The organism is Treponema sp. OMZ 855 (assembly GCF_024181145.1).
Taxonomy (GTDB): domain Bacteria; phylum Spirochaetota; class Spirochaetia; order Treponematales; family Treponemataceae; genus Treponema.
Genome location: NZ_CP051194.1, coordinates 1,827,543 through 1,842,816, shown reverse-complemented (window position 1 = coordinate 1,842,816; position 15,274 = coordinate 1,827,543). Strand labels below are relative to the sequence as shown.

At 46.5% G+C, this 15,274-nt stretch carries 14 protein-coding genes and 1 tRNA gene; 6 read left to right on the top strand and 9 right to left on the bottom strand.

Annotation, left to right across the window (positions count from 1 at the left end; translation table 11 throughout):
* Positions 1-74: 74 nt before the first annotated feature.
* A complete protein-coding gene (locus E4N65_RS08270; RefSeq protein WP_253672740.1) occupies positions 75-2,207 on the bottom strand; it encodes a methyl-accepting chemotaxis protein in 2,133 nt (710 codons plus the stop codon).
* Between the two features lie 143 nt (positions 2,208-2,350).
* Positions 2,351-2,422 (bottom strand) — tRNA-Gly (locus E4N65_RS08265).
* Positions 2,423-2,510: 88 nt separating this feature from the next.
* Between E4N65_RS08265 and E4N65_RS08260 the strand changes: the two genes are divergently transcribed.
* Complete coding sequence (locus E4N65_RS08260) at positions 2,511-3,173, top strand: HAD family hydrolase (protein WP_253672738.1); 663 nt, start codon at positions 2,511-2,513, stop codon at positions 3,171-3,173.
* Here E4N65_RS08260 and E4N65_RS08255 read toward each other — a convergent pair whose 3' ends face one another.
* Complete coding sequence (locus tag E4N65_RS08255) at positions 3,174-3,965, bottom strand: DMT family transporter (RefSeq protein ID WP_253672736.1); 792 nt, start codon at positions 3,963-3,965, stop codon at positions 3,174-3,176.
* A 386-nt stretch (positions 3,966-4,351) separates the two neighbouring features.
* Here E4N65_RS08255 and E4N65_RS08250 point away from each other — a divergent pair, with 386 nt between their 5' ends.
* From E4N65_RS08250 to E4N65_RS08230, 5 genes are all read left to right on the top strand, one after another.
* A complete protein-coding gene (locus tag E4N65_RS08250; protein ID WP_253672734.1) occupies positions 4,352-5,611 on the top strand; it encodes a DUF3798 domain-containing protein in 1,260 nt (419 codons plus the stop codon).
* Positions 5,612-5,731: 120 nt separating this feature from the next.
* Positions 5,732-7,312 (top strand): sugar ABC transporter ATP-binding protein, encoded by a 1,581-nt coding sequence (locus tag E4N65_RS08245; protein ID WP_253672732.1) that lies wholly within the window; start codon positions 5,732-5,734, stop codon positions 7,310-7,312.
* Positions 7,313-8,353 (top strand): ABC transporter permease subunit, encoded by a 1,041-nt coding sequence (locus E4N65_RS08240; protein WP_253672730.1) that lies wholly within the window; start codon positions 7,313-7,315, stop codon positions 8,351-8,353.
* Between the two features lie 3 nt (positions 8,354-8,356).
* Positions 8,357-9,484 carry an ABC transporter permease subunit gene (locus E4N65_RS08235; protein WP_253672728.1) on the top strand — a complete coding sequence of 376 codons (1,128 nt, stop codon included), beginning with the start codon at positions 8,357-8,359 and terminating at the stop codon, positions 9,482-9,484.
* Positions 9,484-9,888 (top strand): DUF6672 family protein, encoded by a 405-nt coding sequence (locus tag E4N65_RS08230; RefSeq protein ID WP_044015595.1) that lies wholly within the window; start codon positions 9,484-9,486, stop codon positions 9,886-9,888. The genes E4N65_RS08235 and E4N65_RS08230 overlap by 1 nt, the downstream gene beginning before the upstream one ends.
* A gap of 43 nt (positions 9,889-9,931) precedes the next feature.
* On the opposite strand, the gene E4N65_RS08225 is transcribed toward E4N65_RS08230, so the two are convergent.
* The 6 genes from E4N65_RS08225 to phnC are packed head-to-tail and all read right to left on the bottom strand — an operon-like array spanning position 9,932 to position 15,220.
* Positions 9,932-10,669, bottom strand: coding sequence for a pseudouridine synthase (locus E4N65_RS08225; RefSeq protein WP_253672726.1), 738 nt, complete (start codon positions 10,667-10,669; stop codon positions 9,932-9,934).
* Positions 10,670-10,685: 16 nt separating this feature from the next.
* The gene (locus E4N65_RS08220) at positions 10,686-11,546 is read right to left on the bottom strand and encodes an alpha-hydroxy-acid oxidizing protein (protein ID WP_253672724.1); all 861 of its coding nucleotides are present in this window, start codon (positions 11,544-11,546) and stop codon (positions 10,686-10,688) included.
* Between the two features lie 34 nt (positions 11,547-11,580).
* Positions 11,581-12,759 carry a hypothetical protein gene (locus E4N65_RS08215; RefSeq protein WP_253672723.1) on the bottom strand — a complete coding sequence of 393 codons (1,179 nt, stop codon included), beginning with the start codon at positions 12,757-12,759 and terminating at the stop codon, positions 11,581-11,583.
* A 31-nt stretch (positions 12,760-12,790) separates the two neighbouring features.
* Positions 12,791-13,609, bottom strand: coding sequence for a PhnE/PtxC family ABC transporter permease (locus E4N65_RS08210; RefSeq protein WP_253672721.1), 819 nt, complete (start codon positions 13,607-13,609; stop codon positions 12,791-12,793).
* Positions 13,606-14,460 carry an ABC transporter permease subunit gene (locus tag E4N65_RS08205; RefSeq protein WP_253672719.1) on the bottom strand — a complete coding sequence of 285 codons (855 nt, stop codon included), beginning with the start codon at positions 14,458-14,460 and terminating at the stop codon, positions 13,606-13,608. The genes E4N65_RS08210 and E4N65_RS08205 overlap by 4 nt, the downstream gene beginning before the upstream one ends.
* The gene (gene phnC / locus E4N65_RS08200; protein WP_253672717.1) at positions 14,450-15,220 is read right to left on the bottom strand and encodes a phosphonate ABC transporter ATP-binding protein; all 771 of its coding nucleotides are present in this window, start codon (positions 15,218-15,220) and stop codon (positions 14,450-14,452) included. The genes E4N65_RS08205 and phnC overlap by 11 nt, the downstream gene beginning before the upstream one ends.
* Between the last annotated feature and the right edge of the window lie 54 nt (positions 15,221-15,274).

Sequence of the window (15,274 nt, the reverse complement as noted above, 5' to 3'; positions counted from 1 at the left end):
TGAGTCCCTCCGTGAAAAATCTTTCGCATTCCTTTATGGGAAGCCCCAAATATCGCAGCTTTTAGAAACGCCCCCTATATCTTAAACTTTCTAACCTCAGCAGCAAGATTTTCGATGCTTACTGTGTTTTCTTGCGCAATACCGTTAACTGCTTGTACAGCATCACCAATCCGTTCGGAAGCGGCAACCATGCCGTGCATGTGTTCGCTGATGCTCAGTGTTATTTGATTTAACCGCTGCATTTCTTGTGCGACCTGCTCTCCTCCGCGCAGCATCTCGGCGGAAGCATCGCGGACACCGCCGGTAACTTCGTTAATATTCCGAATTGCCGTCAACACTTCGCGGCTTGTATTCTCCTGTTCGGCCATTGCGGTAACAATTTGTTCTTCTTGTTGAGAAATTTGGTTGACCGATTCATATACTTCAACAAAGCTTTTTTCCGCTCCTGCTCCGGCGGTGGTTAAGTTGCTGATTATTTGTATTGCATCCTTTATAACGGTACCGATCTGTTTTCCTTGTGTATTTGATTCTTCGGCAAGTTTGCGGATTTCGTCGGCAACAACTGCAAAGCCTTTACCTGTTTCTCCGGCATGGGCCGCTTCGATTGCCGCATTCATAGCCAATAAGTTTGTTTGGCTGGCAATATTTTGGATAACCTGGCTTGCTTCCAAAAGCGCTTCGGTTTTTTCGGCAATTTGCCCGACAACCTCATTAGCATACCTTACTCGGTGTTTACCGTTTTTAGTTTGATCATAAACCGTCTTGATAACCGTATTATTCTTTCCGAGGCGGTCTGAAACGGCGCCGATATTTGCGACCATTTCTTCTATGGCGGCTGATGATTGTGCAACGCTTTCCGCTTGTCTTTCAATACTTTGATCCAGCTGCTTGAGTCTTTTAATGACCTCTTCAATTGTTGCAGCCGTTTCGGTTACGCTCGCGCTTTGGTCTACCGTTTGATTTTGTACTAATGCAACGCTTTTTTCTATTTCTTGTGCCGCCATTTCAGTTTCTGCCATATTTCCGGCAAGTTTTTTGCCGACCGTTTGCATAGTGCCGGTGTTATGTGAAACTGCCTCTATAACCGATCCGATTCTTTCAATGGTTTGTTCAAAGTATTGGGCGAGTTCAGCTATTTCGTCGTTCCCTTCAACCGACAGATGGACGGTTAAATCGCCCTCCGCTATGGACATGAGCGCATGGATAACTTTTTTGACCGGCTTTATAATAAATTTTCGGGTAAACCCGGTAATTGTTACTACAAAAAGGCAAAGGATTACAATGAGAATGATCGCTGTTTTAAGGAAAAAATCCGTTCTTCTTGTTAAAGTATGTTCGATTGAAAAACAGAATTTTGCATATCCGATTCTTTGTCCGGAAAAGTCTTTTAGCGGATAATAGGCAAAGGCATCGTTTTTTTCAGTGCGGATCATTCCGTCATCGGGCAATGTTTCCGTGATTTGTGCAGCATCCGAATCAACTTTGCTTTCAAAATTCGAACCGATGAGCTGGTAAGTATTATCCAATGTCCGCGCAACGACCGTTACTTTTAAGCCGTCTTTTAATACTTCCGGTGTTGTCGTTAGAACGAATTGGTCGATAAATGCCGTATTTACTGCACCTCCGTATTCTACCGTTCCGAGCATTTTTCCTGCCGTATCAAAAAGTGGTCGTACGACTCTAAAACCCAGATCGTTCACTCCAACTTCAAGTCCGTAAATTTCTTTTTTTTGCGTTTGGGCAGCTACGATGGTAGCCCTAAAAGAAGAAAGGCTGTCGCCGAATTTTGTAGGATTCTGAACACGCAGAAAAGAGACTGCCGACGGCGTATGAAAATGGAATTGCTGCGCTCGGTATTTTTGCTTTATATCGGTAAAAATCGGCTGCGTTAACTCCAGTAATTTTGCTCTGTCCCGTGAAGCAAAGGCTTGAACAATATCATGATCCCTGGCGATGTTGTCTAAAAGGATGCGGCCGACAAGCGAATAACTGTTTAATTCGTTATAAAACGCAGAGTATTTAAGATCTGCGGTTGCTTTAATTTGATTTTCCGAAAACCGCGTGATGCTCCGCCAATCTTTATAGGCAATAATTCCATACTGAAGCAGCAGCAGCATGATAGTAACAATGATCAGTTTTGTACCGATGGATCGAACCTGTTTTTTACTGAAATGCAGTCGTTGAAAATGAGCGTTGTTTTTGATCATACTGTGGTGGTCTCCTTTGAAAGGCTATTATGTGAACTTTATACGAATAGTGTCAATGTGACAACCGGTATCCGGTATATTAATCAAAGAGAAAGTAGTTGAGATGGAAATATGAGTGGGAAAGAATTGTTGTTGTGTGCTACAGCGGATGAAGGGAGTCGAACCCTCGTCTCCAGCTTGGAAGGCTGGGGTAATAGCCGTTATACGACATCCGCAAAAAATATGAAGCTACTATACCGGAAAACTCCTGATATGTCAATCGGAATCTTTATTTTTCCCCTTTGATTCGATATACTCTATACTATGATTAAATCATGCATTTTTGATTTGGATGGAACATTGACCGATACCGTCCGGACACTCGCTTATTTTGTCAATACCGAAACGGCAAAGCACGGATTACCGCCTGCGCCGGTGGAACAGTTTAAGTATTTTGCAGGAAACGGGGCTCGGACGCTTATTCATAGAGTTTTGGCATATCACGGCGTTACGGATGCTGCGCTAGAAAACAGTATTTTACAGGATTACAACGTAGCCTATGATGCCGATTTTTTACACCTCTGCTCTTTGTACGACGGCGTCGCCGATATGATACAAGAGCTGCATGGCAGGGGGATTCAACTCACGGTTCTTTCGAACAAACCGCAGCCGACTACGCAAAAGATCATCAAAGCTTTTTTTGATGAGGGCATATTTTCTGTTGTTTTTGGACAGCGGGAAGGGGTTCCGCTCAAACCGGATCCTACCGGCGTATTTGAGATTTTAGGTCTTTTACACCGCCAAAAACAGGAATGCCTCTACATCGGGGACACTGCCGTGGATATAAACACTGGAAAAAACGCAGGCTTGACAACCGTCGGTGTTCTGTGGGGCTTCCGCGACCGTGCCGAACTGGAAGGCGCCGGTGCAGCGCATATAATCGCAAAGCCGCTAGAGCTGCTGCCGCTTGTACCCGCAATCCGGTAATTAGTCTTTTTTCAAAAATAGCACAAGTGCAATCGTGCAGATAATGACATATCCGGCAATGCTGTAACGGTCGGGAACTTCATGGAACAGTAAAAAACCGAACGCTGCGGCAAAGAGGATTTGAGTGTAGTCGAAAACCGCGATACTTTTTGCCGGTGCATAAGAATACGCCGCGGTAACGGTAAATTGCCCTCCTGCGCCTGCTGCACCGGTTGCAATCAGCCAGAAAAGCTGCTGTAAGCTCATCGGCGCAAAACTGTAGAGGAAAAAAGGCAATAACATCAGCATAGAAGCAGCCGAAAAGAAGAACACTACAAATGTACCGGATTCTTTATGCGTTAACAGATAGCGCACACAGGTATATGCACCGCCTGCACAGAGACCTCCGAAACATGCCACTGAGGCTGCAAAGATATGACCCGATCCGGCAAAAGCAGGCTTGATAATTAAGAGGCTTGCGGCAAATGCGCATACCGCTGCAAGAAGCCGGGTAAATCGGATTCGCTCCTTTAAAAACAGAAACGAGAAAAAAATGGTAAAAAACGGCGCAAGCTTTGCCAAGATAGAAGCATCGGCAAGCGCTAAGTGACTGACGGCATAGAAATTGGAAACTAAACCGGCAGTGCCCAATACCGCCCGCAATATAAGGAAGGGGATATTTTTTTTCTGCGGCAGTACAAATTGACGGTTCTTTATCAAAACAAAGAGTGATGTACAACAGGCAATACTGTTCCTAAAAAATGCTTTTTGGATAGACGGTAAATCGCCTGAAAGCTTTGCGCATAAATTCATTATAGTAAAAAAGAAAGCCGAACAAATGATGCACAAGATCCCTTTTTGTGCGGATGTCAATCGAATACTCATAATACCGGTAAAGTATAGCAGAAATGAATACGCGAGGTAAACGCATTAGGGGAACAGGAAAAATGCATCAGAGCTTTTTTAATATTCCTTCAAAATAAGAGAATATGTTAGCAAAATAAGTGCTTATGCATAAAAATACTGTTTTTTTAATATTTTTTCTCTTTTTATGCATATTTATGCATATTTATGCTTGACATTTTTTATAGAAGGTTTTAGTATCAAATTAACGGTTGTTTTTAATATATAGTTTAAAAGCTGCCGAATGTAGGAGGTATCAAGCTATGATATCCTTACACTATCAAAAGGAGTTGAATATGAAAAAAAACATGTATGCCGTATTTGTTTTATTGGCTGCAGCGCTCTTTAGCGTATTCGCTATAGGGTGCAGTAAAAAGACGGAAACAAAACCGGAACAAACAGACTCGGCATCTAACGGAAAAAAGACCGCCTCGTACCATATCGGTATTGCAACGGGAACCGTTTCTCAATCGGAAGATGACCTTCGCGGCGCCGAAAAATTGATCGAAATGTACGGTTCCGCTAAAACCGGCGGTATGATCCAGCATATCACCTATCCTGATGACTTTATGTCTCAGCAGGAAACAACCATCACACAGATTGCCGCTCTTGCGGACGATCCGATGATGAAGGCTATTATCGTAAACCAGGGAATTCCCGGAACCGCAGAGGCGTTTAAGCGCGTTCGGGAAAAGCGTCCCGATATATTGCTGTTTGCCGGTGAACCGCACGAAGACCCGCTTGTTATCCAAGCGTCTGCCGATATGGCAATAAACAATGACTTCGTGTCCCGCGGCTATACGATTATTTGGGCTGCAAAAGAGCTCGGTGCAAAGACTTTTGTGCATATTTCTTTCCCGCGGCATATGTCGTATGAAACGCTCGGTCTCCGCCGCCAGATTATGGAAGCTACCTGTAATGACCTTGGGGTAAAGTTTGTGTTTGAAACCGCGCCCGATCCGACAAGCGATGTCGGCGTTGCCGGTGCACAGCAGTTTATCCTTGAAAAAGTTCCGCAGTGGATTGAAAAATACGGCAAAGAAACCGCATTCTTCTGTACGAACGATGCCCATACGGAGCCGCTCTTAAAGCAGTTGTTACAGTACGGCGGTATCTTTGTTGAAGCAGACCTTCCTTCCCCATTAATGGGATATCCGGGAGCACTCGGTATCGACCTTACCGAACAGGCCGGGGACTTTGCAGCTATCTTAAAGAAGGTTGAACAGTCGGTTATCGACAAGGGCGGCGCAGGTCGCTTCGGTACGTGGGCTTACTCCTACGGCTTTACGGTCAGCGCAGGTTTGGGTGAATATGCTCGTCGCATTATCGACGGAGAAGCGGAGAAAGGAAGCCTCAGTGATTTGTCAAAAGCGCTGGGTGTCTTTACTCCCAACGCACGATGGAAGAGCGCCTACTACACGGATGCAAATACCGGTGTTCGCGCAAAGAACCAGGCATTAGTATTTATGGATACCTATATTCTCGGAAAGGGCTTCTTGTCTACAACCGAGCAAGAGGTACCGCAAAAATACTTAAATATGAAGTTTAATAAATAGTAGAGAATGGAAACTATTTAAAAAAAAGCCTCCTCAGCAGAACGGGTACATGGAAAGTTTTGAAGTGTACCCGTTTTTTTTTGCTGAATTTTTGCTAATGGTGAAGGATTGTAGGAATTTATGAATAATGATGAAGTTATCTTATCCATCGATCATATTACGAAGGAATTTTCAGGAACGCCCGTTTTGCAGGGTGTGAGTTTTGATGTCCATGCGGGAGAGGTGATCGGGCTGGTAGGAGAAAACGGAGCCGGAAAAACGACATTGATGAGTATTCTGTTCGGTATGCCGGTGATTGCCGAAACGGGCGGCTACGGCGGAACTATTCGGCTGCAGGGGAAAGAAGTCGTTTTCAAAACGCCGTTTGATGCCCTCGGTGCAGGCGTCGGAATGGTGCATCAAGAGTTTTCGCTGATTCCGGGTTTTTCCTCCGGTGAAAATATTATGCTGAACCGTGAGCTTGAGCAGGAAAGTATTATTTCCGACCTCTTCGGGCGGCGGCTTACGACATTAAACCGTAAAGCAATGCACGAACGTGCACAGAGTACGCTTAATCAACTTGGAGTGTCTATCAGCGCACAAACGCTCATCTCCGAAATGCCGGTTGGGCACAAGCAGTTTACCGAAATTGCCCGCGAAATAGACCGCGATAATGTGCGGCTTTTAGTATTGGATGAACCGACCGCCGTCCTCACCGAATCAGAGGCGGAGGTACTGCTGAAATCTATCAAAGCATTAGCGGAGAAGGGCATCGCGGTTATCTTTATTTCCCACCGTCTGCATGAGGTTATGGAAATTTGCGACCGGGTTGTCGTGCTGCGCGACGGCGTTTCAATACAAGACACGGAAACCTCAAAGACGAATATACAGGCGATTGCAGCCGCGATGGTCGGAAGAAAGGTTGAGGGGCAGACCGCCGAAAGGACGGTGCGCCAGTTTGACAAAACCATCCTCGAGGTAAAACATCTGTGGGTAGATATGCCGGGCGAGCTGGTTAACGATGCGACTTTCTCCGTTAAAAAGGGAGAGATATTCGGCATCGGCGGTTTGGCCGGGCAGGGAAAAATCGGTATTCCCAACGGTATTATGGGGCTGTTCCATGCGGGTGGTGAAGTTATCTTTAAGGGGAAACCGCTCGATATTACCAAAACCGCCAAAGTACTTTCGGAGGGGCTTGCCTTTGTGTCCGAAGACCGGCGCGGCGTCGGTCTTTTGCTGGACGAAAGCCTTGACTGGAATATCGCCTTTACCGCTATGCAGGCAAAGCATAAATACTTAAAAAAATATCTCGGCGGGTTAATCACCGTCCGCGACGAAAAGGCGATGAAGGCGCTTGCCGACGAGTATATCAAGATGCTGCAAATTAAATGTACCGGTTCCCAACAAAAGGCGCGGGAGCTTTCCGGCGGCAATCAGCAAAAAATATGCTTGGCAAAGGCTTTCTGTCTGGAACCCGATTTACTCTTTGTCGCAGAGCCGACGCGGGGTATTGATGTAGGCGCCAAGGCGTTGGTATTGGACGCAATCCGCACGTTAAATAAAGAAAAAGGCGTTACCGTTGTGATGATTTCGAGTGAACTTGAAGAGCTGCGCTCTGTGTGTGACCGTATTGCCGTCGTATTCCAGGGCAAGGTTGCGCATATATTGCAGCCGTCCGAAGATCCGGCTGAGTTTGCGCTTTATATGGCAGGAGTAAAATAGATGGAACAATTAAAAAAGCAAATTGCGGTGTTCGGTTGGCCGCGTATTATTATTTTCTTATTCCTCTTGTCGCTGTTTATTGCAGCGCCCTTTGTGAATGTCAGTATCGGCGCTTCCCTGTCGGATACGATAAACCGCTTTGGGATGAATGCCCTCTTGGTGCTTGCGATGGTGCCGATGGTGCAGGCAGGCTGCGGTCTTAACTTTGGGTTATCACTCGGCGTTATCGGCGGGTTGCTCGGTGCAACGCTCGCAATGGAACTGAACTTAGTCGGATGGGCAGGCTTTTTTTCAGCCGTCTTATTCACGGTACTGATATGTGCGGTGATCGGCTACGCTTACGGCAAGCTCTTAAATCTGATTAAAGGCGAAGAGATGACCATCGCTTTGTATGTCGGCTTTGCTGCGGTTATGTTCATGTCGATTTTATGGCTGCTGTTGCCGTATACCAATCCGACGATGGTGTGGGGCTATGCGGGAAAAGGTTTACGTACAACCATCACGCTCGAAGGATACTGGCTGAAAATACTGAATAATTTATGGGCGTTTCAAGCAGGTTCATTCGTGTTTCCGACCGGGCTTATTCTCTTTGTCTTTGTCTGCTTTTTTATTATGAAGGTATTTATGAAGACACGGACGGGAACGGCATTGACTGCAGTCGGTTCAAATCCCGAATTTGCGCGGGCGAGCGGTGTGAATATCAACCGAGCGCGGATTATCAGTACGGTGTTGTCTACCGTTATCGGCGGTGTCGGGATTTTGCTGTATCAGCAAAGTTTCGGCTTTATTCAGCTGTACCAAGCGCCGCTCTTTATGGCGTTTCCGGCGGTAGCGGCTATTCTGATCGGAGGAGCCTCGGTCAATAAAGCCTCGATTTTAAACGTAATGCTGGGAACATTTCTGTTTCAAGGTATTTTGACAATGACTCCCTCCGTTATTAACAGTGTGCTGCAAACCGATATGTCGGAGGTTATCCGTATTGTCCTGTCAAACGGTATGATTTTGTATGCACTGACGCGGAAGACGCAGGCGGCGAGGTAGATTATGGTATCGTCTAATATGCTTAAAAAAAAGTGGGAACATTTTTCCGCGGTTGATTTTATTCTGGATAATTTGGTATCCATCATATTCTTGGTTATTTCGTTCCTTGCCATTCCCGTGTCGGGTTTGTCGGCGCACCATATTATCGCCGAAATTTTAACGCGGATCGGCAGAAACTCCTTTTTGGTGTTCGCGTTAATCCTGCCGATTATGGCAGGGATGGGTATCAACTTCGGGATGGTGCTCGGTGCGATGGCAGGGCAGATCGGCCTTATTTTTGCAATGGACTGGAGTATCGGCGGTATCTACGGATTGGTGTTCGCAGCCTGCATCGGAATGCCGATATCCATCTTGCTTGGGATTGTTGCCGGTTCGGTGCTGAACCGTGCCCGCGGGCGGGAAATGGTTACGAGCTACATCCTCGGGTTTTTCTTTAACGGGATTTATCAGTTCTTTGTGCTGTACATACTCGGGTCGGTTATTCCGATGCACAATAAGGCGATTATGCTTTCCCGCGGCTACGGAGTACGTAATACGCTTGAGTTGGCGCCCGTACGGCAGATGCTCGATACGGCAATTCCGCTGACGATTGCAGGGTTTAAAATTCCGATTCTTTCGTATCTGATTATCATTGCATTGTGTTTTTTTATCGTGTGGTTTAGAAAGACAAAGCTTGGGCAAGATATGCGGGCAATCGGGCAAAATCAGGCGGTTTCGCTGGCCTCCGGTATTGCGGTTGAGCGGACACGGATTATTTCGATTGTTATTTCGACGGTGCTTGCCTGTATCGGGCAGATTATCTTCTTACAGAATATGGGAAACATGAGCACCTATAACGCGCATGACCAAACAGGGTTCTTTGCCGCCGCAGCAATCCTTGTCGGAGGCGCTTCGGTGAATAAGGCAAGCATTAGAAACGTCTTTATCGGCATTATCTTGCTGCACTTTTTGTACATCGTTACACCGATGGCAGGACAGCACCTCTTTGATTCTGCGATGATCGGCGAATACTTTAGACAGTTTTCCGGCTATGCGGCAATTGCGTTATCGCTTGTCATGCACGCAGCGCGTAATCAAAAGAATGCGGAAAAACAGCGGGCTACGCTGCGGGCCGAAACCGGGAGGGCATAATGATTCGGGTACGTTCAAAAAAAGGTCAGCGGCTGGTTAAAATAGGCTTGGTTGTTTTTTATTTGCTCATTATGGCGCTTATGTTTTTATTCGGCCGCTCTCATACCGTGCTGATAGATAACAATAGCGATCCGAACGGCGCATATAAAGCGATTGACGGCTGTACCATTTCGTTTAACGGTGAAAAGCCTATCGAGATGTTTAAGGGCGACCGCGATAAAATTATGCTGCGGGGTCAGACTCATCATGTAAAGGTCAGCTTCTTTAACGGACAAGAAGATGTTACCGGTACTATCACCATTCCGCTTTTTGAAGATGCGGTGATGGTGTCAATTCCGGCCTTTACGAGAGGCGAAAATGCCGTTACTCACTTTGAGCTGTATGCTCCGGCGGAAGAACGGTAATGATGAGACCTGTTCGATAACTGCGTTGCCGAACAGGTTTATTCTATATTTTCTTGAGTGCGGCAACTTCATCGGGGGTAAGCTCTCGGCAAGAACCGGCAGGTAATTGCCGGTCGAGTACAACGCCGCCCATCGAAATCCGCTTGAGGTAGACTACTTCATTTCCGAGCGCTTTTATCATTTTTTTTACTTGATGGTATTTCCCTTCACAGATATGCATCAAAAACGCCCATTCCGTTTTTATGTTTTGAGCTTCCGTGCGCTCAAAGGTTGCGGGAAGGCAGATGAAGTTTTTTCCGAGCGGTAATCCTTGACTACAGGCTGTTTGGGCGGCATTAAATTCAGCTTCGGGGAAAGGGGCTACCGTTTCAAGATAATAGCTTTTGATACAGGCTGATTTCGGAGCGGTAAGCCGGTGGGTGAGTTCCCCGTCATCGGTAATGATGAGCAGCCCTTCGGTATCGAGGTCGAGCCGCCCGATGGGGAAAAGATTCATTGCGGAAAAAGGTGGCGGCAGCAGCTCCATAACGGTGCGGTGCAGCGGATCGGAGGTAGAAGTAACAACCCCAGCCGGTTTGTTCAGCATAAGGTAACAGCAGGTACGGAGATACAGTTGTTCCCCGTTGTGTAAAAGCGTATCGTGTTCAGGGTCAAGCAGCGTCCCTGCATCGGTTACCCGTGTGCCGTTGATTCGGAAATCTTCTTTACGCAAAAGCCGCCGTATATCTTTCCGCGACCCCAATCCGTTCGCAGCGAGTATTTTATCTATTCTTACAAGCATGCTCTGTAAATGGCGTTTAACCCGTAGTCAGGCGGCGGTACAGTTTCCGTACACCTTCGGTTCTGTCTTTCAGTAGTGCAGTAATGCAGGGGCGCCCGATCATGACCTGCGTTGCACCGAGCCGTTTCGCAGCGGCAATATCCGCGCGGCTCCGCAATCCGCCGTCTACCCACACCTCGCCTGCAAACTTACGGAGCGTACTGCCGTACTCGGCTAAGAAATCCGCCGTACTGCCGCGCCTTGTTTCTATCCTGCCGCCGTGATTGGAAATAACGGCAATATCGGGACGCAGCTCTTTTACCAGCTCCACATTTTCGGGTAAAAATATTCCTTTAATTGCAAAAGGCTTTTGTGCATACCGCTGTATTTCTTTCAGACTCTGTGCATCTTTTTGTTCAAGCTGAACCAGGTTGCGCATCGTTACAATATTATAGGAATCGATATCGATTCCTATCAGATCGGCAGAATCGCGTACCCAATCTATCCGTTCAAAGATACGGGGATTAGGATACGGCTTAATGAACACCGCTCCGGTTTTTCCGTACCGCTGGAGGGCTGCAAGGCCTCCCTGTATCTTTGCATCGGGGTAGCCGTCTCCAATGCTGAGCAGGAACCCTGCTTCGGCACAGGCTTCAATTAAATCGAAATAAAACGCGGCCTCGTCTTCGTAGCCGACATTTTCGACACCGCCGGTAATAGGCGCCAATCTAATGGGAGGCAACACATCATCACATAGCGTATCGCTATAATATTTTCGCCATGCAGAACAGTTGCTGATAAAATTGGCGCTTTGAAATACGCCGCCCATTCCGGGCAGCTCGCCGAGACAGCCGTATCCGTCGCATTCGGCACAAAAATGACATTTATATCCGCTCATGATTTTCTACAATAGGGGGTAGCATTTTATTCATTTATAAATTACGTTTCAGTGCTATCTTGGCTTCAAACATAGAAGCTGGAGTACTGTAAAGAAGCGGGTAAAACGAAAAACGGAAATCAAGATCGCACGGTCCGATATTCAGTGTATAGAACGGCGTAAAGGCGAGTACTACGAGCTGCATATTCGTCGGGCGTGTTATCGGCAGGGCAATCAGACTGTGAAATCCCCCCTGCATTTTATTTAATTCCATCCTTCCAAAACCGAAGAACATATTTAACCCGCCGTAGAGCTCATTATGAACGATAGTAAAAGGCTTTATAAGCGGTGCAGCAGGAAAAAGCCCGCCGGATTGAGTGTCCCGAATCTTGGAAATAAAGAATGTAAAATCAAAGTCCATACGTTCAAGTGCGATACGCGGTTCAAAAAATGCAAAGAGATTGCCGATAAAATCCTGTTGCAGTGTTGCGCTTCTAAAATTCGTTTTATGCAACCCAACCTGCGTAAAAATACCGACATTATCATGAACGGTAAAAAGTGCCGAAGCTGATGTGGCAAGAGATACTTTTGCCGCTTTATCGCTAATATGAAAGGAGAAGTTTGCATTGATAAGTGCAATATTGGTAAAAACACCTCCCTGTGCGTATAGGCTGTATTCTTGTTTATCATTTATCCCTCCGTTCCAGCTGAAAGAGCCTCCTACATACCCGGTATTCAAAATGAGTCCTGCAGCACTGACACCTAAGCCTTCACGAGGACGCGGCGGTGTAAAAAGCGCGGCAATATCGTTTTCATACATTTTTACCGGCCGTATACGCTGCTTAAGAAAATAAAAACTATACTGTTCGCCGGTAAGACTTTGGTGCTCTCCCGTAAAGACTGATAAAATCAGCGGCTGGCCTATAAAATTCGGAAAGTTCAGAGAAAAATCAACACAGGTGAATTGTCCCGGTATCCGCGACAGTTGTTCCGGATGGAAAAAACGCAGCACATCAGGAATATAGAGCGCAAGGTTTAAGTCGCTGTAAAAACGTTCTCCGTGCAGTAAACGGAAATTAACGGACGATTCTTGGACTATACTGAATTGTGACAAGCCGCCCGGCTGTTTACCTGCCAATATCCCGAAGTTAAATTCAGGCACATTAACCTCTAAGGCTGCGGCGGTGTATATCATCGAAAAACAAACAAAGATACGTGCGATAAATTTTTTCATTTCAAACTCCCTTTACAGTTTCGGTATTTTTTCAGTGCTGCTTGATTCCTTTTCGCAAGCGCAGAGAGAGCATCTCAAGTAAAATGACAGTACCGAAAATAACGTAGGTGATAACGCCGACTTCCCGTATATCATAATAGAGATTCCCTGCCATGAATAAATAGTACCCGATACCGCCTGATCCTGCAGCGGCGCCGATCGCAACGGCATTGATAAAATTAATTTCAAAACGGAAGAATGTCCATGAAATAATGGAAGTTGCAGCCACCGGAATAACCGCTTGCGTAATAATGCCGGAAAATCCCGCCCCGCATGCCCGCAAAGCATCGATCGTGTCACGGTTAATCTGTTCAAAGCTTTCGGAAAACACTTTTACCAAATAGGCAATGCTGTGAAAGCACATACCGATAACGGCGGCATCGGTACCGATATTAACCGTAACCGAGAAAACCAGTACCCAAATGATGGTGGGGATTGACCGGATAACTGCGGTGATAATGCGGATTACTTTTACAACAGCCGGAGGGGCAATGTTGCGGGCAGCTCCGAGCGCCAAGAAAAACGCAATAGCGGCGCCGCCGATTGTTGTTAAAATCGACAGTGCGAAACTGATGCCGAGTGAGTACACGAGTTCACCAATCGGTAAATGATCTGACCGCTTCGGTTGTAAAAAAAGGATGCGCCCGTAATGGAGCAGATTATCCCATGAACTTTTCCAATCGATTGTTTCCTGCGCAAGGAGCAAGTATCCCCAGATGCTGATGCCGAAAAGAACTGCAAATACAAGAGAGAGCGTATATTGTTTTTTTCTCGGCAATCGGCAGCGGTCAATATTGGTATGGGTTTTCATAGTAAGATCCTTCGTATCCTGTTGGAAATACTGTCGATGCAGAGTACGAGTATCATCAATACACAGATGATGAACCCTGCTTCGGGATAGCGGAAGCTCTTAAAATACAGATTGAAGAGAAATCCGATACCCGTACCCGTTAAGATACCGATCAGTGCCGAGTCTCTGACATTGGTTTCTATTGCATAAAGCAGCCATGAAATAAAAAGCGGGAGAACATTCGGTAATACCCCGTGAATGATAATCGGCATATACGGTACACCGGCCGCTTCCAATGCCGTATACGATTCTTCCGCATGAGAGTCTATAATTTCGGTAAATGCCCGCGTTAAATGTCCTGCCGTGATAAAAAAAAGAGCCAAAAAACCGGTTATGGCATTTTGCTTAAAGGATAATAGCAAGAGAATAGACCATGCGGGGAGGGGGATGTTTCTAAAAAAAGATGCCGCGCCGGAACAGACAATACGCAGTACACGGAAGCGTCCGGTTGTTTGAGAACCGGCAACTGCCGCTATGCAGGCAACGCCAAAAGCCGTAGTTGATGCCGTTATCGCGATAACGGCGGTGTGCAGCGAAGTCTTAAAAATAAGCGGCAGCACCGCAATCGATTGCGCCGATGGGAAAAAGTTTCGTATCAGCCAATACAGTCCGCGTGGGATGCCGGTTACCGCATTCCATGCCGTAAGTCCCGTCATAATTGCCGAAGCAACATATAACACGGCAGCCGTGAAAAAAAGAGTCAATGTTCTTACTTTCTTTTTTTTGAAGAAAGCTTCCGAAGAAGGTGAGTGACGGTGCCGGTGTGGTTCAAAGGCATGGTATTGTCTGCCTATCGGAATATCAAATTTCATGGCCGTCTTTCTTTTCGGTATGGGATCCGGAAGAAAAAATAGCGTGCAGCGCTTCTTCCGACAGTTCTTCCGGTTTTCCGTCAAAAACCACTTTCCCGTTACCTAAACCGATAATTCTGTCGGAATATCGTTTTGCATATTCAACATGATGCAGATTCATGATGCAGGTAAGATTCCGCGTTCTGACGATCTTTTCGATATAATCAAGGATATCTTGTGCGTTTTGCGGATCAAGCGAAGACACCGGTTCATCGCATAAGAGTATTTCCGGATTTTGCATCAATGCCCGTGCAATGCCGGTACGCTGTTTTTGGCCGCCGCTTAAATCCGTACAGCGCTGATACAGGTAGTCCGAAAGGCCGAGTTCTTCGAGTATTGCCAACGCCTGCGCTCTTTCCTTTTGAGGATACAGCCCGAACAGACTTCGGTACAACGGCAGTGCGCCAAGGCAGCCGTGGAGCGTGTTCTCCAGAACGGTGAGCCGCTCTACCAGATTATAGTTTTGGAAAATCATTCCGATTTTTCTACGGAGTTGTTTTAAGCGGCGCCCGGTCATTTTTTGCAATGCTTCGCCATCGATTTCAACCGTACCGGCAGTACAGTCGATGAGTCGGTTGATACAACGGATAAAGGTTGTCTTACCCGCCCCCGAAGATCCGATAACGGAAACGATTGTTCCCCGTTCAATCGTAAGATTGATGGAATCAAGCGCACGTCTGCCGCCGGTGTATTGCTTTGAAACATTTTTAAAAGTAATCAATAATTCAAACCTTATTTGTGCGGAGGGTTTAATACCCCGGCGTTTTACGTCGGG